Origin of the sequence: Lactiplantibacillus mudanjiangensis (assembly GCF_005405385.1) — a bacterium.
Taxonomy (GTDB): domain Bacteria; phylum Bacillota; class Bacilli; order Lactobacillales; family Lactobacillaceae; genus Lactiplantibacillus; species Lactiplantibacillus mudanjiangensis.
Window position 1 is genome coordinate 449249 of record NZ_BJDY01000004.1, and the last position, 22006, is coordinate 471254.

The following is a 22006-nucleotide window of genomic DNA, read 5'->3' on the forward strand; positions in this document are numbered from 1 at the left end:
AGAAAGAAGGAAATTTGATGGCTGAAGAACGCATTAATGCCGAACAAGTCAAGCATGTCGCGGAACTCGCGAAGCTCGAATTTACCACTGAACAACTGACCATGTTTACTGGTCAACTAGAAAAAATTATCGGGATGTTTGAAGATTTAAGTAAGGTTGATACGACTGATGTGCCCGTTACCTCTCGGGTAAGTGATCGTCAAAATGCCCTACGCGATGATGTGGCGGTTAAGAGTAATGATCGTGAAGCCTTATTGGCTAACGCACCACAGGCCGCTAATGGGTTAATTAAAGTGCCAGCAATCATTGATGAAAGCGGGGACGGTGAATAATGAACTTTTTTAACCAAGATTTAACGAGTTTACACGCCGATTTGGTCAGCAAAAAGATTACGGCCACGGAATTGACCCAAGCAACCTTTGATAATTTAAAGGGAACGGATGCCAAAGTCGATGCCTTCTTAAACTTAAATGAAGCAGCGGCTTTAAAACAAGCAGCTGAATTAGATGCTAAGGGAATCGATCCTGATAACTTGTTAGCTGGGATTCCAGTGGCAGTTAAGGATAACATCGTGACTAAAGGGTTAACGACCACGGCCGCTTCTAAGATGTTGGAAAACTTTGTACCTGTTTACGACGCCACGGTAGTTGAAAAGATGCAAGCACATGACATGATCATCATTGGGAAAACCAATTTGGATGAATTTGCCATGGGTGGGTCCACTGAAAACTCGGCCTTTAAGACGACGAAGAATCCTTGGGATGTTAGTCGTGTTCCCGGTGGGTCTTCAGGTGGTTCTGCCGTTGCCGTAGCAGCTGGTGAAGTGCCCGTTGCGTTCGGATCAGATACCGGTGGTTCAATTCGTCAACCAGCTTCATTTAACGGTATCGTTGGGATGAAACCAACGTATGGTCGCGTTTCTCGTTGGGGTTTGATTGCCTTTGGTTCATCCTTAGATCAAATCGGGACAATGACCCGTAACGTTAAAGATAATGCGGCTGCCTTGAATATTATTGCCGGTAATGATGTCAAAGATGGGACGTCTTCAAAGCGAGAAGTGCCCGACTTTACTGCTGGTTTGACTGGTGACATCAAAGGGATGAAGATCGCGTTACCTAAAGAATATATGGGTGACGGGATTGATCCTAAGGTTCGCGACGTGATTAAAGCGGCTGTTAAGCAGTTTGAAGACTTAGGTGCTACGGTTGAAGAAGTGTCCTTACCACATAGTCGCTATGGGGTACCGGCTTACTACATCATTGCCTCATCTGAAGCGTCATCAAACTTACAACGATTTGATGGGATTCGTTATGGCTTTCGGGCTGACGATGTGAAGAACTTGGAAGACGTTTACGTTCGAAGCCGTTCTGAAGGTTTTGGTGATGAAGTTAAACGTCGGATCATGTTAGGGACGTTCTCACTTTCAGCTGGTTATTACGATGCTTACTTCCACAAGGCTGGTCAAGTTCGGACGTTGATCATCAATGATTTCAATAAAGTCTTTGAAAACTATGATTTAATCATTGGCCCAACCGCCCCAACACCAGCTTTCAAATTGGGTGATGAAATCTCAGATCCAATTACGATGTATATGAATGATGTTTTGACGATCCCAGTTAACTTAGCAGGGCTTCCAGGGATGTCGATTCCAGCTGGCTTTGCCGACGGTATGCCAGTTGGGTTGCAATTGATTGGTAAGTCCTTCGATGAAAGTACGCTTTACAAGGCAGGTTATGCTTTTGAACAAGCCACTGACTTTCATCAAGCAACCCCAGATTTAGGAGGCGCACATTAATGAATTTTGTCACAACTATTGGGCTTGAAGTCCACGTTGAATTAAAAACCAATTCCAAAATCTTTAGTCCGTCACCGGTGCAATTTGGGTCAGAACCTAATGCCAACACGAACGTGATTGACTGGGGATATCCTGGGGTTTTACCAACGGCTAATAAAGGCGTGGTCGAAGCCGGGATTAAAGCAGCCACGGCCTTGCATGCCGAAATTGAACAATCCACTTATTTTGATCGGAAGAACTACTTCTACCCAGATAATCCAAAGGCTTACCAAATCACTCAACATGAAAAGCCATTAGCGCATGATGGTTGGCTTGAAATTGAAGTGGATGGCAAGACCAAGAAGATCGGGATCGAAGAAATGCATATCGAAGAAGACGCTGGGAAAAATACCCACGAAAGCGATTATTCGTATGTCGATTTAAACCGGCAAGGGACGCCGTTGATCGAAATTGTCTCCAAACCAGACATTGCCTCACCAGAAGAAGCTTATGCTTACTGTGAAGCATTACGTCAACGGATTCAATTTACCGGTGTTTCTGATGTGAAGATGGAAGAAGGCTCCATGCGGGTCGATGTTAATATTTCCATTCGCCCAGTTGGTTCAGACAAGTATGGGGTTAAAGCGGAAATGAAGAACTTGAACTCCTTCAACTATGTCCGTAAGTCTTTGGAATACGAAGAACAACGCCAACAACATGTCTTAATGTCAGGTGGCCAAGTGCAACAAGAAACCCGTCGTTTTGACGAAACTACTGGTAAGACGATCTTAATGCGGGTTAAGGAAGGTAGCGATGATTACCGTTACTTCCCAGAACCTGATGTACCAGCCGTTGAAATCAGTGACGAATGGATCAGTGAAATCCAAAAGACGATTCCAGAAATGCCTGGTTCACGTCGGAAACGTTATATCAACGACTTTGGCTTAACCGCCTACGATGCGGGTGTTTTGACGCAAACAAAAGAAATGTCAGACTTCTTTGATGCCACAGTTGCAGCTGGTGCCGATCCTAAGTTGGCTTCTAACTATTTGCAAGGGGACGTTAACGCCTACTTGAACGAAAACCATGTCGGCTTGTTAGCAACGAAGCTGACACCTGAAAACTTGGCTAGCATGATTAAGATGATTTCTGATGAAACCATCTCAAGTAAAATTGCTAAGAAAGTCTTCAAAGCAATCATGGAAGGTGCCGATGCGGTTGAATGGGTCAATAAGAAGGGCTTAGTTCAATTATCTGATCCTGCCCAATTGCAACCAATTATCGATCAAGTGTTGGATAACAACCAACAATCAATCGATGACTTCAAGAATGGGAAAGACCGGGCGGTTGGTTTCTTAGTGGGGCAAATTATGAAACAAACCCATGGGAAAGCCAATCCAAAGGTTGTTAACCAATTATTAATGGCGTCATTGAAGGCTAAATAAGCTTAAGAACAGAAAAAAGATAGGACGCGGAGGAAGAGTAACATGCGTAAACGGGCACGAATAATTTATAACCCGACTTCTGGACGTGAGGCACTTACTCACGATCTAGTTGAAATTTTAGGGATCTTTGAGCAAGCGGGGTACGAAACGAGTGCCTATGCGACGACACCAGCCCCAAATTCGGCGGCTGATGAAGCGCGACGTTGTGCCAAGGATGGGTTTGAATTAATTGTGGCAGCTGGTGGTGATGGGACCATCAATCAAGTTGTCAATGGGCTGGCCGGTTTGAAACGGCGTCCAAAGATGGCCATTATCCCCGCCGGAACCACGAATGACTACGCACGAGCGTTACACATTCCTCGGGATAATCCGGTCGCCGCAGCGAAGGTTGTCTTGAAAAACCAAACGGTTAAGATGGATATCGGCCAAGCTGGGGATCAATATTTCATTAACATCGCTGCTGGGGGGATGTTAACGGAACTCACTTATGACGTGCCATCACAATTAAAATCCATTTTTGGGTATGCGGCTTATTTAGCCAAAGGGGCCGAATTATTACCTCGGGTTAAGCCGGTTGAAATGGATTTGAAGTATGATGACGGGCATTTTAAGGGGAAAGCATCGATGTTTTTCTTAGCACTGACTAATTCAGTGGGTGGTTTTGAAAAGATCGTGCCAGATGCCTCACTAGATGATGGTAAATTCACAATGATTATTGTGAAGACTAGTAATCTAGCGAAAATGCTTCATTTGATGACGTTAGTGTTAAATGGTGGCAAGCACATCAACGATCCAAGTATTATCTATGTGAAGACCAGTAAAGTGGTTGCAAAACCCGTCAATGGGCGCCTGATGATTAACTTGGATGGTGAATATGGTGGCGATGCCCCAATGACGTTCCACAATTTCAAGCAACATATTGAATTTTTTGCGGATACGGATCGGATTCCAAACGAAGCGATTACGACAGCGGACCCAGAATTACAAGATGCTGAACGTAACTTCATGTCAGCCGTTGATCAATTACCAGCGGACGCGACCGATTCAGATTCTGAATAACTTGCTTAAATTACCGTTTACTTATACAATAGTGGACGGTAATTTTTTTAAGCGGGTGCTATTTGAGCAGCCCATTAGTCCGATTAATCAACCAGAAAGAAAAACGAGGAAATTCATGAAAGTTAGTTTACCAGTCTATAAAGACCAAGTCCTAGATGTCGAGATCATGGACTTAACGTATCAAGGGATGGGCGTTGCCAAAGTTGACAACTACCCAATCTTCATTGATAACACGTTACCATCTGAAAAAATCACGGTTAAAGTGACCAAGACGACGAAGAACTTTGCGTTCGGTGATGTCGTTAAAATTTTACAAGTAAGCCCTCATCGGGTTAATCCTAAAGGTCGCGTCTACCGTCAAACTGGGATCGCACCATTACAACACTTGGAATACAGCGAACAATTGAAGTTCAAACAACATCAAATCGCTGAATTATTTGCGAAAGTTCACATGGATGATGTTGAAGTCTTACCAACTATTGGGATGGATCACCCCTCACAATACCGGAATAAGGCTCAAGTGCCCGTTCGGAAAGTGCAAGGCGAATTAACGACTGGCTTCTACAAGAAGAATAGTCATCAATTAATGCCGTTAGAAGATTATTACATTCAAGATCCAGCGATTGATCACGCGATCATCGTCATTCGTGATATTTTACGTAAATATCATGAAGAAGCTTATGATGAATTCCATCATAGTGGGACCATTCGGACGATCATGGTTCGTCGTGGCTATTACAGTCACGAAATGATGGTTGTCTTAGTGACCCGGACGAAACGGTTACCAATGGCTGATGTCGTTGTTGAAGAGATTCAAGCCGCTTTACCAGAAGTGGTTAGTGTGATTCAAAATGTGAACCAAAAGCGTACTAACGTCATTTTAGGACCGGTTAACAATGTGTTAGCTGGTAAGTCAACCATGAATGACCAATTGTTAGGCTTGACGTTTGCGATTTCTGCGCAATCATTCTATCAAGTGAATCCCCAACAAACCGAAAAGTTGTATCAATTAGCCATTGATCAAGCCGGGTTAACCGGTAACGAAACCGTTATTGATGCCTATTCTGGGATTGGGACGATTTCATTAACAATGGCGCAACATGCCAAGCAAGTTTATGGTGTGGATATTGTGCCAGCTGCGATTGATAATGCCCGTCAAAATGCGGACAAGAATGGCATCAAGAATGCTGAATTCGTCTTGGGTAGTGCCGAAAAAGTTATGGCCCAATGGCAAGAAGATGGCATCAAACCAGATGTTGTCGTGGTTGATCCACCACGTAAAGGGTTGGATGAAGCGTTTATCGAAAGTGCTGCGGCCATGGGACCAAAACGAGTGGTTTACATCAGTTGTAACCCATCAACCTTAGTTCGTGACGTGCAACGTTTCGCTGAACATGGGTATCACATTAATGCGCCAGTACAACCAGTGGACCAATTCCCACAAACGCCACATATCGAAAGTGTGACGGTTTTAGAACGCGATTAGTAAGAGTGTGACCAAAAGCGGGTTGTGACTGAGCATAGCCTAGACAGGCAACTGATTGGCACTTTCAATCGGTTGCCTGTCGTAGCTAAGCGGAGGTCACAGCTTTTGGGCGCACGTTTCAACAAGTAAGGTCTAGAGCAATCCAACCCCAACTTGCAATTTCTCCAATCGTCCGGTAAGCTCGTAATAACAATTACATTAACTATCGGAAGACTTCAAAGTTAGATAAGGTACTCGTATGAGTATCGGAGGGCTGCGGCCAGATAAGATTAGCATCATAATCTTATCTGGTCGTTTTTTGTCGTCTCGGGAGGAATTGACATATGGAAAAAACGACTTATTGGCATCGAAACTTTATTTTGATTTTGATCGGTAACGCGCTGTTGTTTATGGTATACAACATGCAAGTCCCGGTGTTACCACTGTATGGTAAAAAGCTTGGGTTAACCCCCGGACAAATCGGGATCTTTGTAGGTGCGATCATGTTTGCCGCGTTGGTGACGCGGTTATTTGTGCCGTGGTTTTCGAGTCGATTTAATAAAAAGTTTTTGTTAATGGCGGGAATCATCTTGTATTTGTTGGCTTCGGTCGGTTACCCGTTGTTAAGTAGTTTCGGCTTATTAGTCTTGTTGCGGCTGTTTAATGGTCTTGGACATGGGATTACCACGACTTATTTTGCGACAGCGGCTGCTGACGAATTGCCACAACAAAAGATTGGTGAAGGGATGGGTTACTTCGGCATCGGAACGATGGTAACTGCTTCGTTAGCGCCATTATTAGCCTTGGCTGTCGTTCAACATTACGGCTTTAGTGCCTTCTTTTTGACTTGTATTGGGGTGTTGGCAGTGTCTTGGTTCGCAATTTTTGGTATTAGTAAAGCTGCGCCAGTAAACCCTAAAGCGGCTAAATCAGCACTAATATTTGATCGACAATTCTTACCGCAAAGTGGTCTGGTCTTCATTTTAGGTGTGTTAATGAGTGGGGTGATGACGTTTACGCCAATCTATGCACAACAATTACATTTAACGGGCATCTCAGGCTTTTTCTTCATCGCGGCGATAGCGGGAGTTGTGATTCGACCGATTGTTGGGCCGTTGTTTGACCGGCAAGGGCCACGGTTGATCCTCTTGGTTAATACCGTTTTGTTGACGCTCGGGATGGTGCTAATTGCGATGCTCAATCATAATTGAATGTTGCTAGTGGCAGGGGTCTTTTATGGGGTGGCTGATGGTGCGATTTATCCAACGCTACAAGCTTGGTTGTTTAAAGTAACCACCCTTGAAAATCGAGACACGGCGACGGGCATGTTTTTGAATTCGTATGATTTAGGCATGGGATTAGGTGCGGTTATTTTGGGTGTAGTTGTGGAAGTAGTCGGTTATCAAGGCATGTTTTTGGTGTTAGCGGCAGTAGCGTTAGGCTATATTGGTTTAGCGTTGTGGGGAAGCCGATCGACAAAAATCGTCTAAAAAAGTGTCGGACTAAGCTAATGCAGCTTGGTACGACACTTTTTTCAATAACGCGCTATTTTTCAGTTGCATTCAAAATCAAATGTTCATTCACAAAGGCATTCAACCCTAATTGATATAATTCGCGACCGTAGCCGGAATGCTTAACACCACCGAATGGTAGTTCCGGTGCCGTAATCCAGGCTCGATTAATCGTCGTCATCCCGGCCTCTAATTGTTGCGCAACTCGATCAGCATGTTCAGGGTCATTTGAGAAGACGGTACTACCTAGGCCGTAACTGGAATCATTAGCTAACGCGATGGCTTCAGCTTCCGAATGAACCTGGTAGACTGCGGCTACTGGACCAAACATTTCTTGATCATAAGCCGGATTGTCTTTGGTAATATCGGTTAGAATGGTTGGCTGAAAGAATTGTCCGGGTAAGTCAATTGGTTGATTACCAGCATAAACGTGAGCACCAGCCGCAATTGCTTCATCGACTTGCTTTTGGAGTTTTTGCTTCGCGCGCGCCGAGTTCATCGGTGCCAACGTGGTCGCTGGATCAAGTGGATCGCCAGGTTGTACTTTAGCAAATTCAGTCTTTAAGTAAGCCAAGAAATCATCATAACGGTCGGCCATGACAATAAACCGTTTAGAAGCTGAACAGACTTGACCAGTGTTAAAGAGGCGGGCTTGAGCGGCCACTTGTTTAACCAAGTCCCAATCGGCATCGTCTAAAATGATAAACGCATCATTACCGCCAAGTTCCATGGTCGATTTCTTTAAATTAGCCCCAGCTTCTTGAGCGACGGCGGCACCGCCACGTTCAGAGCCGGTCAGCGCCACACCGGCTACGCGTTTATCGGCAATCGCGGTTTTGACTTGGTCATAACTGATAAACAAATTGGTTAAGCTACCAGCCGGTGCGCCGGCACGGCTAACGACATCGGCAAAGGCCGCCGCGGAACTTGGGGTATTGGAAGCATGTTTTAAGATCATGGGATTACCGACCATATAATTAGGGGCAAAAACCCGCATGATTTGATAGTATGGGAAGTTCCATGGTTCGACCATCACTAAAATACCGACGGCTTGCTTGGCATAATAAGCCTTACCTGCTGAGGTTGTGAGCGATGTCGGTTGCAACATGTCGGCGCCGTGATCAGCAAAGTAGTCTGCAATATCAGCGCATAAGGTCACTTCGGCCTCGGCTTCACCGATAAGTTTCCCCATTTCAGTAGTGAGCACCTGTGCTAGCGCGTGTTTTTCTGTCCGCATTAGCGTGGCAAGTTGATGTAACGTGGCCTGACGGGTCACAGGGGCTTGCTCACGCCAAGTCTGGTACAGCTGATCACTAGTATTTAGTGCGCTTTCAAGTTCGGCGTCAGTTGCATTAGGATAGGTTTTCAATAGGTCATTAGTATAGGGATTAATCGTTTGGTAGGCCATATGGGTCACTCCTTTGATTGGCTATTAGGTTTATTGATTGGTTTTGGCCTCTAACGTAACCGTTTGCGGGGGGGAAAGTCAAGTGAAAACGCTGTTATTAAGTGATGGCCGTTAAGCTAATTGGACAAAAAAAGCTTGAGCACGGGGCTCAAGCTTTGATGATCATGGTTAATAAATTGATTGTTGTTTGGTTTGTTTAATGAGCTTAGTGATTAAGGTTGGTGCTTGTTTTTCAGCTGCTTTAGTTGCGGCAGTTTGGATCTTTTTCGTCAACGTGGCAACTTGAGTTGTGGTCATGCTAGGATCCGCTTGCCGAGCTTGTTTGACTTGTGCAGCAACGGTCTTTGCTAAGGTCACTTTAGCGGCTTTTTCTTGAGCCTTGGCCTGTTTGGCTAACCATTTTGCTTGACTAACACTTAAAGTGGTCCAAGTCTTTGGTAATTTAAACGTATTGTGCGTGCTAATTAGGGCCGAATGATGACCGGTCCAAGTATATAACCAACGCCAAAGTCCGGATTTATATTCCCAGTGCTTAGTGGTAGTTACTAATTTAGCCGATGATTGTGCAGTAGTTGTAACCGTATTTTTCGTTTTTAAACTAGTCGCGGTATGCTGCACCTTAGTATGACTAGCCTGACGATAAACGTAAACTTTTTCAGTTTTAGCGTGCTTGATCGGTTCGTATAATAACAAATCGACATAATCATTTTTGACGGCCGAAGTTAATGAAGTCGTGGTTGTTTTAGTTGTTTGGTGCATGCCCCAATGTTGGGTATCGTTACCAATCATTAACGTTGCTGCACTGACGAGCAAGATTAAGCCAATTCCACCAATGGTCCAGCGCTGCGGCTTAGTTGCCCCTGCTAGAAAACCAACGATAAATAGAATGAGGCCGAGCATTAAAATAATGAGAATCATGCTTGGTCACCCACTCTCGAGTTTTTCTTGACGAATGTCGCAAAGATTAAGCCAATAATGCCCATGGCCGTTGCCACAAGAAAGGCCGCATGAAATCCTTGCATCGCCGCGGCGGAAGTTTGATCACGATAGGCTAGCGGTGCTTGTTGCAATAGTACCGCCGCCGGTTTGTGAGTCGTTGTGACGTTGGTTAAGACACTCCCTAAAATGGCGGTCCCCATCGATGTCATAACTTGGCGCATCGTACTATTAATTGCCGTTCCATGACTAAGCTGTAAACCGTGAAGATCTACCGAACTGGCGGCAGTTAATGGCATAGCAACTAACGCTGTCCCACTCATCAAAACAATATATTCCATGATGATATAGGTATAAGGCGTCTGGCGGGTTAACATGGCGAATGGCAAAGTGCCTAACGTCAATAAGAACATCCCCATCAAAGCTAATCGGCGGCCACCGATATGATCATAAGCGCGACCACTAATTAAGCTGATGACGCCGTATAACAAGGCCCCTGGTAAAATCATTAATCCAGATTGTAGCGGGGACAAGCCACGAACGTTTTGCAGATACATCGGTAAAACCACTTGAATCCCAATCATGGCTGTATTAGCTAGCGCCGTAATTAACGAGGCAATTGTAAATGATGGGATTTTTAACAAACGGATATTGAGTAACGGATTGGCTTGGGGCCATTCCCGTCGCACGAATAAGGCAATAAAAATCAAACCGATAATAATACTGATAATGACGATTTGTGCGCCCCAACCGTATTTACCGACTGAAGAAAAGCCATAGAGTAAACTCCCAAAACCAATGGTCGATAAGGCGATGGCCACTGCATCGATGGCGCTCTTCTTCAGTGGAATCACTGGTTTAACGGTGAAAAAGGCGAGTACGAGCAAAATAGCGACTGGCGGAATCATCATCCCAAATAAATCTTGCCAACTAGCGTGGTCTAAAATGAACCCGGAAACTGTGGGCCCTAAGGCTGGTGCTAGACCAATCACAATGCCACCAAGGCCCATCATGGCGCCACGTTTTTCAGGTGGATAAATCACGAGTAAAACGGTTTGAATCGTTGGAAAGGTAATCCCAATTCCCAAGGACTGAACTAATCGACCTAGAAGAACCATCTGAAAATTAGTGGCAGTGTAACTGATAATCAATCCAATTAAAAAGCAGCTTAACGCGGCTGTATAAATTAGCCGCAAACTGAAATTATTGAGTAGCCAAGCGCTAACTGGAATCATAATCCCCATAACCAGTAATGAACCGGTCGTGAGCCACTGCACCGTTGCGCTTGAAATAGCGAATTTTGCCATTATCGTAGGGTAAGCTGTCACTAAAATGTTCGTGGTGAGCGCGGTACAAAATGTGCCTAAAACTAAGGTTACCGTCAGCCAAAGCTGGCTATAACGATGGCCGTTTTGATCAACCATAGTTGTCTCTCCTAAATTGTGGTGATAAGTTTAAACTGTTATAATCAGTTTGGCTATATTATAAAACTTTTTTCTAAAAAATTAAACAGTTTGATTGTTAGAACACAATAAAAATTATGAAAATGCGGTATAATAACTAACGAATTAACTTTAAGAGTGGGGGATTTACAATATGGTTAAAAGAAGAACGTTAACTCAAGCGAAAGTGTTGGCTACGGCTAACCAATTAATCGAAACTAAAGGGATTGATGGGCTCACAATTCGGGATTTGGCGCTCGTCTTAGATGTGCGACCACAATCGATTTATAATTATGTTGATAGTTTAAGTGACTTGTTAGACCAAGTTGGGATTCAATTTGTGCAAGGCGTCGCTGATCAGATGAATGAACGTTTGGCTGATTTAAAGGGTGATGAGGCCTTGATGGTCTTTGCTCAAGAATTACGTCAAGCTTGTCAGCGGCATCGTGGGCTGGCCCCAGTCTTACTTGATCTTAATGATTCACTTAAGATCCCTAAGACACGTAAAATGTTAGTGAAGTTATATCAAGACTTATTCAAGCCGTTGCAACTAGATGATAGCGCGCGGGTTGAAAATACCTTATATCGTTCTGCTTTATTCGGGTTTATCGTTCAAGAATTAGGCGGCTTTTTCACGTTACCCGCTGATGAATTAGATAAACGGTTTATTCAAACGATGCAATTAGCCATCGCCCAAACACATTTACCAGAAGATTAATTGATCAGAAACTCGACTCGCAATTTCGATTGCGAGTCTTTTTTTAGCTAAATTACTTTGACACACACAGTAATTGGTGTTAAATTATAGCTATTGAAATTACTGTGTGACACATAATAGTCACGGAAAGGAATTGTCGCATGCAACCAGAAATTTCCAAAGAAACCATTCGTGGGCACACGACGACGATTGTATTAAACATTTTGAGTCAAGGGGATAGTTATGGCTATGCGATTGCCAAAACGGTTAAAACGCTTAGTCATGGTGCTTATGAATTGAATGAGGCGACACTTTATACGGTCTTTCGTCGATTAATCAAGAATGGTGATATTACAAGTTATTGGGGTAATGAGACTCAAGGCGGTCGACGTAAGTACTATCAGATCACCACACAGGGGCAACAGACCTTGGCACAAAGCTTAACGGAATGGCAATTTGCCAAACAAGTCATTGATGACTTAATTTTAGGGAGGATTGATGCTGATGACAGCAACGATTGAAACATTAGTGGCCGAACAATTGGCGACTTATTTTGAGAACCAAACGATGACGGCCACACTAACCGAATTGAAGGCCGAGTTAACGGCGGATTTGAATGAAGCAGCTTTAGATCAAGTACAAGCGGGCCGAACACCAGCTGCCGCGGTGGCTAAAGCTTTTGCTGATTTTGGCGATATTGAAACGGTGATTACTCAAGTGCAAGCCGAAAATGGACCGACAACTACTGAAGTGGAACCACCAGTGATGACGGTGAACGAAAATGGGGTTTATGTGACTGGTGGTCGAACCTTAAAAGCCGATGCTAATGGCGTATCGATCGGTGATGGTGCCGTAAAAGCTGATCGTGATGGTTTGAAATTGGGTAAGCTGGTCATGAATGAAGATGGCATCAGCTATGGCGATCAGATCAAAGAAATGCCGGATTGGCAATCAACAGTGGCACCGCTTAATTTAGGGCTGGCTTACCAAGATAATTTGCGCCTAGCCAATGAACAACGATTTTCGGCGACTGAACTAACGACGCTAACGGTGTCTTACCGATCTGCGCGCGTTAAAGTGTTACCCACCAACGATGATAGCGATGACGTGATTATTCGTGAGTACATGCAGCCGAATAACCCAGCTTATTATGCACAATGTGCGGAAACGGGCACGAATTTAACCGTCACCCAAGGAAAAGTACCATTCTTAATTCCGTTACGCGTTCATGTTCAAATTTTAGTACCGGCTAGTTTTACTGGTGATGTGACGGTTGCTAGTAAGTCGGGAACGGTCTTAATTGCGGGCCTATCATCCGTGAAAACGTTAGCGCTAAAGGTAGCCAGTGGTAATGCGGAATTAGCTGACTTAACAGTGCAAACGACGACTGTTGATTTAGCCTCCGGTAGTTTGAAAATGGGACACGTCCAAGTTACTGATCAGTGTCGGTTGTTGGTTCGCAGTGGTCGCGTGCGTTTAGCCCAAGTTTCCGCGATAACTTTCACCGTGAAAGCCACTAGTGGGAGTGTGACGGGGAACGACTTGATTGGTGCGGGTGATTGGCAGGCACATTCTGGGGCCTTGCGATTAGCTTGGCAACAATTGACGGGAGATCTTAACTTAGATGCGCATAGTGGGGCGATTAAGGTATCACTACCAGCGACTGCCAGTTATCGTTACGAATTAGAATCACATAGCGGTCGGATCACGACGCCAACGCGGGCTATTCGCGATCGAGTAGCTGACGGCTATCAAACTGGGACGGTGGGAGCAAATGCGCAATATCAGATTCACGGTCGAGCTCATTCCAGTTCGATTAAATTAAGTTAATTGTGCTAGGTGATCCACCTACACCAGCCAGTGATTCTGCCGGCTGTGGGGACCGGTCTCAGCCAAAATTCGGGCTTCCACCTCGCTTGAAAGCCGAGCAAAAATCGCTAGTCTCTCAAGTCGTCCACAGCGTAAAGTCCGGCAAAAACATCCGGACTAACGATGTATTCACGGCCGGCGCCATCACTGGCTGGTTTTGGTTCAATCTGATCACTTTATAGCCGATAGTGATCCCACACTGAGCTCAGCCGTGGGCGTCTCTTAGCGATTTATCGCTTAGAGACTGGCGCTTTTGAAACGCGACTTTTGCGATTCAAAACGACGGCTAAGACCACTCTTTGGCTTAGCCGGTCCACCCACAGCGTTCCAGCTCAGTGTGGATGAACGGTAGGCGGAAAGTGCGATGATCTTTAGTTAATAAGATGAAGATTGGTATTTCAGATGTTGTTTTTTGACGCTGAAATACCAGTCTTTTTTTGACAGTTAAAAGTTATGAATGCAATTAGTAGTGTAAATAAGGTCGATTGTTTTATAATCTGATTAGCGTAGTTTAACAAAAGTAATCGGTTGCATATTGTTAGCATTTTCACGAGCAACCTTGTATGCTTTAAATACGTTAAAGCTCCCCCCGGTCAAGTTAGTTAGCGAAGGGGAACGTTTAAATTTAAAGTTAAAGCTTTGAATTAATGATCTAGTTAATCGTTGATGCCTAATTACTGAAAATAAACCAAGGAGGTCGTTATCATGAAATTTAGATCGCAACTTACACTCGTCAGTCTAATCACGTTCGGTTGGTTGCTAATGGCCGCTCAACCTAGTCAAGCGGCTACAGCCACAACAACACCGATTGCGCCATGGCGTTATTCAACGACAACTGCTAATTATCGCGATAAATCGACCTCGGCGTATTATCAAGATGTTTGGCGTCAAGCAACTAAGAATTGGCAAAAAAAGGGTTTTAAATGGAAAGCCGTTAAGGGAAACTCTAAAACTGTTTTAACGTCTTACTCAGATAATTCAGCCCAAGGTGTTGTTTACATCGGTATGAAGCAAACGAAATATACAGCTAGTGGGCGCATTATTAGTAATAAAGTCATGGTGAATCGGGCTTCATTCAAGCGATTTAACTATAATAAAGCAGAACGGGTGAAGGTCGCTGAGCATGAATTAGGACATGCATTGGGATTAGCCCATAATAATCCTGGCAGTGTCTCCGTGATGAATCCAGCTAACCGGTCGCATTCGATTAAAAATGTCGATGTGAAAGGGTTGAATTTACGTTACCGGACACCATACAAGACAGTATCTAAAGATACGGTTTATGTTACGAATTCCGCTTTAAAAGTTAGTCCGGACTTGGCCATTCAAGGAGTCTTCGGAGGACATGATGATTGTGAACATGATGAAGCCTTATCGTTATAAAATGAAAGCGATTACCGATGCCAGGTAATCGCTTTTTACGTATATTTTAAAATTGCTTTCTCACAATAATCATTGATATGGCAAGCATTCACCGATCAGAAATGGTCCTGTTTGCCACCTACCGTTCGCCCACATTGAGCCGGAACGCTGTGGGCGGCCCGATTCAGCCAAAAAGCGGTCTGAACCGTCGTTTTGAGCCACCTAACCCGTGTCTCAAAAGCGCCAGACTCTAAGCGATAAATCGCTAAGAGTCCCCACGGCTGGGCTCAATGTGGACTCACTCTCGGTTATATTCGTGATCACAAACCTAATTAACATCTGCGATATAACCGGAGTCAGCCTAACGCAAACGCCATTTAGTTAATGAAATTCAGCAAGCTGCTGGAACAAAGGCTGGTATGTTCGGGCCAACTCGGTGTATAACGGTGCCAACTTTTGATAGGTGGCAGCGGCTGTTGGATCTGGTTGAAGCGTGGTCTCGGGACCAACGAATTCGGCACTGGCAGTTAAGTCGGTGACGTCACCTAAACGTTGCCAACCTAATAGGGCTGCGCCCAGACAAGTGCTTTCAAAATTAGTGGGAATCGTTACTGGCATATCGAAAATATCCGTTAACAGTTGTCGCCAAGGGGCTGAGTTGGCAAAACCACCCGTGGCTTGCAAGCTTACGAAGGGACCAGTCAATTGTTGCACGAGTTGGGCAACGTGATACAAGTTAAAGGTGACCCCTTCTAAAGCTGCTCGAGCCATATCAGCGCGCGTATGTTGTGCGGTGAGTCCAAAATAAGCCCCGCGTGCATTAGCATCCCAAAGTGGGGCACGTTCACCGTTTAAGTAAGGGTGCATGAGTAAACCATGACTGCCAGCCGGTACTTGGGCAATGAGATCGCTTAGATAGGCCAACGTCTGTTTGCCGTAATGGTCACGTTCGGGGGTAAATAATTGATCACGGACCCAGGCGAGGACGTTACCTCCGTTGTTGACGGGGCCGCCGACAACCCACCGATCAGGCGCCAAGTAGTAACAGAATAATCGCCCGTGGGCATCTAATTGTGGTTGGTCAGTCACCACTCGTACGGCCCCTGAAGTCCCAATCGTTAAAGCGGCAACACCGGGTTGTAAGGCATTTAAACCAAGATTGGACAAACAGCCGTCACTGGCGCCAACAACGATGGGCGTCTGTGGATCAAGTTGCCATTTAGTGGCTAGTTCTGGTCGTAAGCCCGTGAGTACGGTTGTGGTATCAACTAATTGTGGTAATTGGTCGGTGGTGATGCGGGCAATCTTTAAGGCTAACGGATCCCAATTTAATTCGTGTAAGTTAAACAGACCAGTTGCGTTGGCTAACGAATAATCGAGCACGAATTGCCCGGTTAAACGGTATAGCACATAGCTCTTAATATCCGCAAACCAACGTGTGGCTTGGATTAAAGCCGGTTGTGTTTGTTGCAGCCAACAAATCTTGGCAAGTGGGGTCATTGGTTGTAACGGTGTGCCAGTACGCACGTAAAGGTCATGAGCATCTGGACGAGCACGGAAGGCGGCCGCTGCTTGTTTGGCACGGTTGTCCGCCCAAGTGTACATTCGCGTGAGTGGTTGGTAAGTGTCGTCTAATAAAATCAAGCTGTGCATGGCCGCTGAAAAACTGAGGCCGCCAACGGATAGATCAGGACAAGCGGTGATCACAGTTTGAATGCCAGTTAAGACAGCTTGATAAATGTCTGCTGGATTTTCTTCGGCCATTCCAGGCGTCGTTTGATAGAGGGGGTAGCCGTTGTTGGCACTGGCCGCGACTTGGCCGTTGCCATTATATAAGATCACTTTAGTACTTGTGGTGCCGATATCGATGCTGAGCATGGCGTGCATGACAAACGCTTCCTTTCAAAAGTCTTTAAGGATTAGTTTACAAGCAACCTGCTAGTGATGCAACTGGAGCTATCTAGGGCAATTGCCAAAGTTGTGGTAAAATTTGGACATGGAGGTGGCTGTTTTGGCAACACAAGCAACACATCGTAATCGTGTTTTGACCTTGATCCGGTCGTATTATCCTAATTTAAGCCATACTGATCGCAAGATTGCCGATTACATTATTCAAGACCCCGTCAAGACGGCGGCCCAATCAATTTCGGAACTCGCAACGGCGGTGGGCGTTTCAACAGCCACCGTGTCGCGGTTTGTTAAACGGATCAGTTTCAGCAATTTTCGTGATTTTTCGCGTGAATTGACAGCTGCTGAACCGCTCGAACAACGCAATAATGAAGTATTTCGCGATGTTGAAAAGCAAACGACCTTTAAAGGAATCGCTGAATCGACATTTAATAGCATTCGTAGTTCATTAGATCAAACGAGTCAAGTGATGACGGAGGCTGATTTAAAGCAAGCTACCGAGTTGTTGTTAAATGCGCGCACGCTAGGTTTTTATGGCCTAGGTGGGTCAGCGGTGGCGGCATTGGATGGCTACCATAAATTTGTGCGGACGGGGATCTTGTGTGTGCACAATGCAGATTATGACATGCAATTGATGCAGGCTGCTCAAATGACTAATGAAGATGTGGCCGTTGTGATTTCACATACGGGTCGCAATCAACAAACGTTACAGATTTTAAAAACCTTGGCTGAACACGATGTTCCCGTGATTGCGTTGACGAGTTTTGGTAATTCGCCGTTAGCTAAGGGGAGTACCGTGGCGTTTATTTCAGTCGCTGAAGAGATTAATTATCGTTCGGAAGGCTTAACGTCATTAATTGCGCAAATGAGTATTATTGATAGTTTATTCTTGATGACGGCGGTTCACGGTAATTTAGAAATGTCTCAAAGTTTAAGTCGCGTGCGAGCGGCCATTAGTCAGACCCGGACCGAGTTATAACGGATTTAGCTGGAGGATTGAGTTTATAGATGCCACAACAACGTTTACGACCAATATATGCACGAACCCGTGGAGCCAAGTGGCGCCATCGATTTAATGTGCTCTTAATTTTAGTCGTGGTTGCGGCTATTGGTTGGGCCGGTATTCAATGGTTTCATCTGCGTCAAGCCGCTGTCGTCAAAGGGTTCAATGTGCGCGGTATCGCCGTTAGCCAGGATGATGGCTATTTAGATTTTGACGGGTTACAAAAAGATGGATTACGATTCGTGTATTTAAAAGCGACGCAAGGAGCCAGTTATACCGATGATAATTTTGCCAGCAGCTATTCGCGAGTGCTAGGTACTAGTCTCGGTGTGGGGGTCTATCATGTCTTTAGTTTTTCAACGAGTGGTCGAGCGCAGGCTAATTATTTTGAACGTACCGTTAATGATAATGTCGGCAACTTACCGATCGCGATTCAAGTGCAATACTATGGGCAATATACCGAGAAGACGTTAGCGGTTAAAAAAGCGCAAAAGCAGTTGCGTGCTTTGGTATTACGACTAACGAATCAGTATCAGCGTAGTTGTGTGATTTGGACGACGCCCACGTTAGCCAAACAGGTCGTCAAACCGGTGATTAAAAAAACACCATTGTGGTTAGATACCACAAAGACGCATCAACGTTCTAGCCGGATTATGTTTATGCATTATTCGAACCGAGCGTTGTACCGGCAAAATGGAACGAGCCAGGAATTTACCGGGTTGATTTTTAATGGTAATGAAGATGCTTATCAAAAAGTGATTGCTAAAGGTCTAAATTAAGAGAGTGGGACAAAAGACGGTCTGCTACCGAGCATAGCCTAGAAATACGAATGATTGTGTACTTTCAATCCTTCGTATTGCGTAGCTAAGCGGAGGGAGCAGTCTTTTGTTGCACGTTTCGACTATAAAAATTCGGAGATAGCAAAAAAGTTTGGGCTTTGTCCCAAACTCTTAAATTAAGGCAATAAAAAAAGTTGGGCAAGAACCCAACTTTTTTTATTGCCCAGCGGCTTGGTTTAAGTGTGGTGACAGAATCACATAGTTGCGATTATCAGCTTCATCGAACAAGGCGACTGGCCGTTGTTCGTTAGCTTTAACTTCTAAATGAAACCCGTATTTATCAAGTAAGACTAGCTTTTCGGCTGAGATCGATTCGACCGTTGCCGGCATGGCGTGACCGTCAATCTTGATCACCATGTTAGGATCAATTTCTAACTGATGATCCCGGTGATGTGCTTCGTCACGGTACGTCCAGGTGCCTGCATAAAATACGGCTAGATCACCACTCGCTTGCTGGTGCGGGTGTTTTTTACGTAAGAATGTGCTTGAGAGTCCTGCCAGTAAGGAAAGGCCAAATAAAATAGCGCCACGTCGCTTCACCGGATCAACCTTCTTTCTTGAAGTTTATAGTTAAAATATACCACTATTTTGAAGTGTTAGTCACGCATTATGAGTTTCTTAGCAAAGCTTTTAAATGAATGTCATTTTTAGGCAATCGATGACATCTTTTTGACGCAAAACTGGTACACTGTAATTATTGGTAACGGTAACGCTTACGAAAATAAAACGAGTCAGACGCAGTGAAAGGATGTTAGGGTATGTTAAAATTAGGAATCATTGGGACAAACTGGATTACGCAACAATTCATTGATGCAGCGACGGCATCTGGTGAATGGCAGTTAAGTGCAGTGTATTCGCGGCGACTTGATCGCGCGGATGAATTTGCCAGTCAAAATGGGACGCCAGAAACCTTTGATGATCTAACGACTTTTATGACGACTGGTGATTTTGATGCTGTCTATATCGCGTCACCAAATAGCTTGCATTTTAGCCAAGCTAAGATGGCGATTGAGGCGGGCAAACATGTCATTGTAGAAAAGCCAGCTGCCGCTAATCAAGCGGAGTTTGAACAAATCGATGAAACCTTAAAAGCCCATCCAGACGTCTTGTACTTTGAAGCGGCGCGTCAGATTCATGAAGAAAACTTCAAACGCATTCAAGCCAAGCTCAAAACAATGGCACGCATTCAAGGGGCGACGTTGACTTACATGAAGTATTCGTCACGCTATGATGCTGTTTTGGCTGGGCAAGAACCGAATGTCTTTTCACTGAAGTTTGCCGGGGGTGCTTTGCAAGATTTAGGTGTTTATCTGGCCTATGACGCAGTGGCTTGGTTTGGGATGCCCGACGATGTCGCTTATTATCCAACGCTTGGACCAACAAAAGTGGATGACAAAGGGATCGCGATCTTGCGTTATCCAAGCTTTACGGTGACCTTGAATACCGGTAAATCCAGTAACTCTTATTTGCCATCCGAAATCAACGGGCTTAAAGACACCCTGGTCATGGATAATGCGGCTGAATTAGCCAAAGTCACTTATTATGATGCTGATGGTCAGGCTGAGAATCTTGGCGTGGCTCCGGATGATAATCCGATGTTGGCCGAAGCCCGTGATTTTGCGGCGGTGATTAACGATCCAGCCAAACATACGCAAACCTATCAAGCTTGGTTACAACTCAGTCGCAATGTTAATAAACTACTATTTAATTTACGGCAATCCGCACATTTGTATTTTTCCGATACAGAGCGCGACACGCCCGCTGAATAGAAACGAGGAACTATGTTAGACGTATTTAAAGAAAAATTTGCTGCGCAAGGCTTTACTGAACCATCACCAATTCAAATGGCGGTCGAAAGCCCAATGTTAGCGGGGACATCCGTGTTAGGGTTAGCCCCAACCGGATCAGGGAAGACCTTGGCCTTTACGTGGCCGATGCTTGAAAAGATTCAAGTCGGCGAAGGCACGCAAGCCTTGATTTTGGCGCCCTCACAAGAATTGGCGATGCAAACTACTGGAGTTGTCCGGGAATGGGCCCAATTGATCGATGCGAAAGTCTTAGCGTTGACCGGTGGTGCCAATGTTAAACGTCAAATGGAAAAGCTCAAAAAGCATCCTGAAATTATTGTTGGGACGCCTGGTCGAGTGACTAACTTAATTGATACTGGCAAATTAAAGTTAGGTCATTTGGAATTGATGATCATTGACGAAGCGGATGAATTATTGACCGATGAAACCTTGGATCAAATTCGTGAAATCTTAGATGCCACTTTTGCGGAATCATTACAATTAGGCTTTTTCTCAGCAACGGAAACCGAGATCTTAGACGAATTGCCACGTTGGTTCGGCCAAAACGTGGAAAAGATCGATGTTCGTGATATTGATCAAACCCAAGGCGAAGTTCGCCATCGGACGATGGAAGTCGGGAACCGTCATCGGGTTGATTTGTTAAAACGAATCAGTCGCGTTGACCGGCTACGGGCCTTGGTGTTCTTCAATAAAATGCAAGAACTGCAACATGTGGTAGTGGAATTACGGCATCAACATGTGAGCTTTGCCGCTTTGACGAGTAATCAACGCCAAGTGGATCGCGAAAAAGCATTACGTCTTTTCCGGCAAGGTAAAGTGGAATTACTGTTAACGACTGATTTAGCAGCACGAGGTCTTGATGTGCCTGAGCTACCAGCGGTTATTAACTTCCAATTGCCAAAAGATGTCACCACTTACATTCATCGGAGTGGTCGGACCGGCCGGATGGGAGCCGATGGGTTAGTCATTACCATGGGCGATGATCATGATATCCGGGACTTCAAGAAGATGATGAAGTCGACGGATTATGATGTGAAACCAGGGTATTTAGCCGGGTATCAAATTGTTGATACGAAGCCAGCTAAAGTGAAACCAACGTTAACGTTTGACCATCCAACCCATGGCACGGAAGCGACGGGTGCCCGTCATCGGGTCGCTGGTTTAGGTCATCCGGATTCAGTCCGTGAAGTGCCAACTGAAAAGCCAGTCCAAAAGCCAACGTTTGAAGCGAAGCCCAAACGTAAGAAGAGTCATAACAAGCATTCCAAGAAAAAAGGCATGCGGAAAAAGAATCGCGATCGGTCTACTGAAAAGTAGCAATTGAAAAAAATCTCAATCCGTGAGATGATATTTGACGGATTGAGTTTATGGCCTCATAGCACAACTGGATAGGGCACCCGCCTCCTAAGCGGTTGATTCCGGTTCAAGTCCGGATGAGGTCAATAAAAATAACAGCTACCAGCACAAAATCGTGTTGGTA

20 protein-coding genes and 1 tRNA gene are annotated in these 22006 nt (G+C 44.9%); 16 read left to right on the top strand and 5 right to left on the bottom strand.

Annotated elements, in window-relative coordinates:
* Positions 1–17: 17 nt before the first annotated feature.
* The 7 genes from gatC (at position 18) to FFM84_RS10405 (ending at position 7233) form a co-directional block, all read left to right on the top strand.
* Positions 18–332 (top strand): Asp-tRNA(Asn)/Glu-tRNA(Gln) amidotransferase subunit GatC, encoded by a 315-nt coding sequence (gatC, locus tag FFM84_RS10375; protein ID WP_130845183.1) that lies wholly within the window; start codon positions 18–20, stop codon positions 330–332.
* Positions 332–1795 carry an Asp-tRNA(Asn)/Glu-tRNA(Gln) amidotransferase subunit GatA gene (gene gatA / locus FFM84_RS10380; protein WP_130845184.1) on the top strand — a complete coding sequence of 488 codons (1464 nt, stop codon included), beginning with the start codon at positions 332–334 and terminating at the stop codon, positions 1793–1795. Before gatC ends, gatA begins: the two co-directional genes overlap by 1 nt.
* Entirely contained in the window at positions 1795–3219 is a 1425-nt protein-coding gene (gatB, locus tag FFM84_RS10385; RefSeq protein WP_130845185.1) for an Asp-tRNA(Asn)/Glu-tRNA(Gln) amidotransferase subunit GatB, read from the top strand. The genes gatA and gatB overlap by 1 nt, the downstream gene beginning before the upstream one ends.
* Before the next feature lie 42 nt (positions 3220–3261).
* Positions 3262–4278, top strand: a complete 1017-nt coding sequence (locus tag FFM84_RS10390; protein WP_130845186.1) for a diacylglycerol kinase — start codon at positions 3262–3264, stop codon at positions 4276–4278.
* 115 nt (positions 4279–4393) lie between these two features.
* Positions 4394–5764 (top strand): 23S rRNA (uracil(1939)-C(5))-methyltransferase RlmD, encoded by a 1371-nt coding sequence (gene rlmD, locus FFM84_RS10395; RefSeq protein ID WP_130845187.1) that lies wholly within the window; start codon positions 4394–4396, stop codon positions 5762–5764.
* Between the two features lie 323 nt (positions 5765–6087).
* Positions 6088–6954 carry an MFS transporter gene (locus tag FFM84_RS10400; protein WP_130845188.1) on the top strand — a complete coding sequence of 289 codons (867 nt, stop codon included), beginning with the start codon at positions 6088–6090 and terminating at the stop codon, positions 6952–6954.
* Positions 6955–6963: 9 nt separating this feature from the next.
* Entirely contained in the window at positions 6964–7233 is a 270-nt protein-coding gene (locus FFM84_RS10405) for an MFS transporter (protein ID WP_170179870.1), read from the top strand.
* Positions 7234–7288: 55 nt separating this feature from the next.
* On the opposite strand, the gene FFM84_RS10410 is transcribed toward FFM84_RS10405, so the two are convergent.
* From FFM84_RS10410 to FFM84_RS10420, 3 genes are all read right to left on the bottom strand, one after another.
* Positions 7289–8662, bottom strand: coding sequence for an NAD-dependent succinate-semialdehyde dehydrogenase (locus FFM84_RS10410; protein WP_130845190.1), 1374 nt, complete (start codon positions 8660–8662; stop codon positions 7289–7291).
* A 168-nt stretch (positions 8663–8830) separates the two neighbouring features.
* On the bottom strand, positions 8831–9580 hold the full coding sequence (locus tag FFM84_RS10415; RefSeq protein WP_130845191.1) for a DUF4811 domain-containing protein: 750 nt from the start codon (positions 9578–9580) through the stop codon (positions 8831–8833).
* The gene (locus FFM84_RS10420; RefSeq protein ID WP_130845192.1) at positions 9577–11022 is read right to left on the bottom strand and encodes an MDR family MFS transporter; all 1446 of its coding nucleotides are present in this window, start codon (positions 11020–11022) and stop codon (positions 9577–9579) included. The genes FFM84_RS10415 and FFM84_RS10420 overlap by 4 nt, the downstream gene beginning before the upstream one ends.
* Before the next feature lie 172 nt (positions 11023–11194).
* Between FFM84_RS10420 and FFM84_RS10425 the strand changes: the two genes are divergently transcribed.
* The 4 genes from FFM84_RS10425 (at position 11195) to FFM84_RS10440 (ending at position 14989) form a co-directional block, all read left to right on the top strand.
* Positions 11195–11758, top strand: coding sequence for a TetR/AcrR family transcriptional regulator (locus FFM84_RS10425; protein WP_130845193.1), 564 nt, complete (start codon positions 11195–11197; stop codon positions 11756–11758).
* Between the two features lie 140 nt (positions 11759–11898).
* Positions 11899–12258: a PadR family transcriptional regulator gene (locus FFM84_RS10430; protein WP_130845194.1), complete on the top strand. Its 360-nt coding sequence runs from the start codon at positions 11899–11901 to the stop codon at positions 12256–12258.
* The gene (locus tag FFM84_RS10435; protein WP_165450305.1) at positions 12242–13567 is read left to right on the top strand and encodes a DUF4097 family beta strand repeat-containing protein; all 1326 of its coding nucleotides are present in this window, start codon (positions 12242–12244) and stop codon (positions 13565–13567) included. Before FFM84_RS10430 ends, FFM84_RS10435 begins: the two co-directional genes overlap by 17 nt.
* Positions 13568–14311: 744 nt before the next feature.
* On the top strand, positions 14312–14989 hold the full coding sequence (locus FFM84_RS10440) for a matrixin family metalloprotease (RefSeq protein ID WP_130845196.1): 678 nt from the start codon (positions 14312–14314) through the stop codon (positions 14987–14989).
* 360 nt (positions 14990–15349) lie between these two features.
* Here FFM84_RS10440 and FFM84_RS10445 read toward each other — a convergent pair whose 3' ends face one another.
* Positions 15350–16855 carry a gluconokinase gene (locus FFM84_RS10445; RefSeq protein ID WP_130845197.1) on the bottom strand — a complete coding sequence of 502 codons (1506 nt, stop codon included), beginning with the start codon at positions 16853–16855 and terminating at the stop codon, positions 15350–15352.
* Between the two features lie 109 nt (positions 16856–16964).
* Between FFM84_RS10445 and FFM84_RS10450 the strand changes: the two genes are divergently transcribed.
* Positions 16965–17855 carry a MurR/RpiR family transcriptional regulator gene (locus tag FFM84_RS10450; RefSeq protein WP_371852224.1) on the top strand — a complete coding sequence of 297 codons (891 nt, stop codon included), beginning with the start codon at positions 16965–16967 and terminating at the stop codon, positions 17853–17855.
* Positions 17856–17884: 29 nt separating this feature from the next.
* The gene (locus FFM84_RS10455; RefSeq protein WP_130845199.1) at positions 17885–18658 is read left to right on the top strand and encodes a GH25 family lysozyme; all 774 of its coding nucleotides are present in this window, start codon (positions 17885–17887) and stop codon (positions 18656–18658) included.
* Positions 18659–18874: 216 nt separating this feature from the next.
* Here FFM84_RS10455 and FFM84_RS10460 read toward each other — a convergent pair whose 3' ends face one another.
* Entirely contained in the window at positions 18875–19258 is a 384-nt protein-coding gene (locus FFM84_RS10460; protein WP_130845200.1) for a DUF4828 domain-containing protein, read from the bottom strand.
* Positions 19259–19476: 218 nt separating this feature from the next.
* Between FFM84_RS10460 and FFM84_RS10465 the strand changes: the two genes are divergently transcribed.
* The 3 genes from FFM84_RS10465 (at position 19477) to FFM84_RS10475 (ending at position 21968) form a co-directional block, all read left to right on the top strand.
* Positions 19477–20487: a Gfo/Idh/MocA family protein gene (locus FFM84_RS10465; RefSeq protein WP_130845201.1), complete on the top strand. Its 1011-nt coding sequence runs from the start codon at positions 19477–19479 to the stop codon at positions 20485–20487.
* A gap of 12 nt (positions 20488–20499) precedes the next feature.
* Positions 20500–21843 carry a DEAD/DEAH box helicase gene (locus FFM84_RS10470; RefSeq protein WP_130845202.1) on the top strand — a complete coding sequence of 448 codons (1344 nt, stop codon included), beginning with the start codon at positions 20500–20502 and terminating at the stop codon, positions 21841–21843.
* A gap of 52 nt (positions 21844–21895) precedes the next feature.
* A tRNA-Arg gene (locus tag FFM84_RS10475) sits at positions 21896–21968 on the top strand.
* Positions 21969–22006 lie beyond the last annotated feature (38 nt).

Coding starts and splice junctions, on each gene's coding strand:
- gatB (WP_130845185.1), top strand. CDS start 1,795: ATGAATTTTGTCACAACTATTGGGCTTGAAGTCCACGTTGAATTAAAA.
- FFM84_RS10465 (WP_130845201.1), top strand. CDS start 19,477: ATGTTAAAATTAGGAATCATTGGGACAAACTGGATTACGCAACAATTC.
- FFM84_RS10455 (WP_130845199.1), top strand. CDS start 17,885: ATGCCACAACAACGTTTACGACCAATATATGCACGAACCCGTGGAGCC.
- FFM84_RS10440 (WP_130845196.1), top strand. CDS start 14,312: ATGAAATTTAGATCGCAACTTACACTCGTCAGTCTAATCACGTTCGGT.
- FFM84_RS10410 (WP_130845190.1), bottom strand. CDS start 8,662: ATGGCCTACCAAACGATTAATCCCTATACTAATGACCTATTGAAAACC.
- FFM84_RS10445 (WP_130845197.1), bottom strand. CDS start 16,855: ATGCACGCCATGCTCAGCATCGATATCGGCACCACAAGTACTAAAGTG.
- FFM84_RS10470 (WP_130845202.1), top strand. CDS start 20,500: ATGTTAGACGTATTTAAAGAAAAATTTGCTGCGCAAGGCTTTACTGAA.
- FFM84_RS10450 (WP_371852224.1), top strand. CDS start 16,965: ATGGAGGTGGCTGTTTTGGCAACACAAGCAACACATCGTAATCGTGTT.
- FFM84_RS10420 (WP_130845192.1), bottom strand. CDS start 11,022: ATGGTTGATCAAAACGGCCATCGTTATAGCCAGCTTTGGCTGACGGTA.
- FFM84_RS10400 (WP_130845188.1), top strand. CDS start 6,088: ATGGAAAAAACGACTTATTGGCATCGAAACTTTATTTTGATTTTGATC.
- FFM84_RS10390 (WP_130845186.1), top strand. CDS start 3,262: ATGCGTAAACGGGCACGAATAATTTATAACCCGACTTCTGGACGTGAG.
- FFM84_RS10430 (WP_130845194.1), top strand. CDS start 11,899: ATGCAACCAGAAATTTCCAAAGAAACCATTCGTGGGCACACGACGACG.
- gatA (WP_130845184.1), top strand. CDS start 332: ATGAACTTTTTTAACCAAGATTTAACGAGTTTACACGCCGATTTGGTC.
- rlmD (WP_130845187.1), top strand. CDS start 4,394: ATGAAAGTTAGTTTACCAGTCTATAAAGACCAAGTCCTAGATGTCGAG.
- FFM84_RS10415 (WP_130845191.1), bottom strand. CDS start 9,580: ATGATTCTCATTATTTTAATGCTCGGCCTCATTCTATTTATCGTTGGT.
- gatC (WP_130845183.1), top strand. CDS start 18: ATGGCTGAAGAACGCATTAATGCCGAACAAGTCAAGCATGTCGCGGAA.
- FFM84_RS10425 (WP_130845193.1), top strand. CDS start 11,195: ATGGTTAAAAGAAGAACGTTAACTCAAGCGAAAGTGTTGGCTACGGCT.
- FFM84_RS10435 (WP_165450305.1), top strand. CDS start 12,242: ATGACAGCAACGATTGAAACATTAGTGGCCGAACAATTGGCGACTTAT.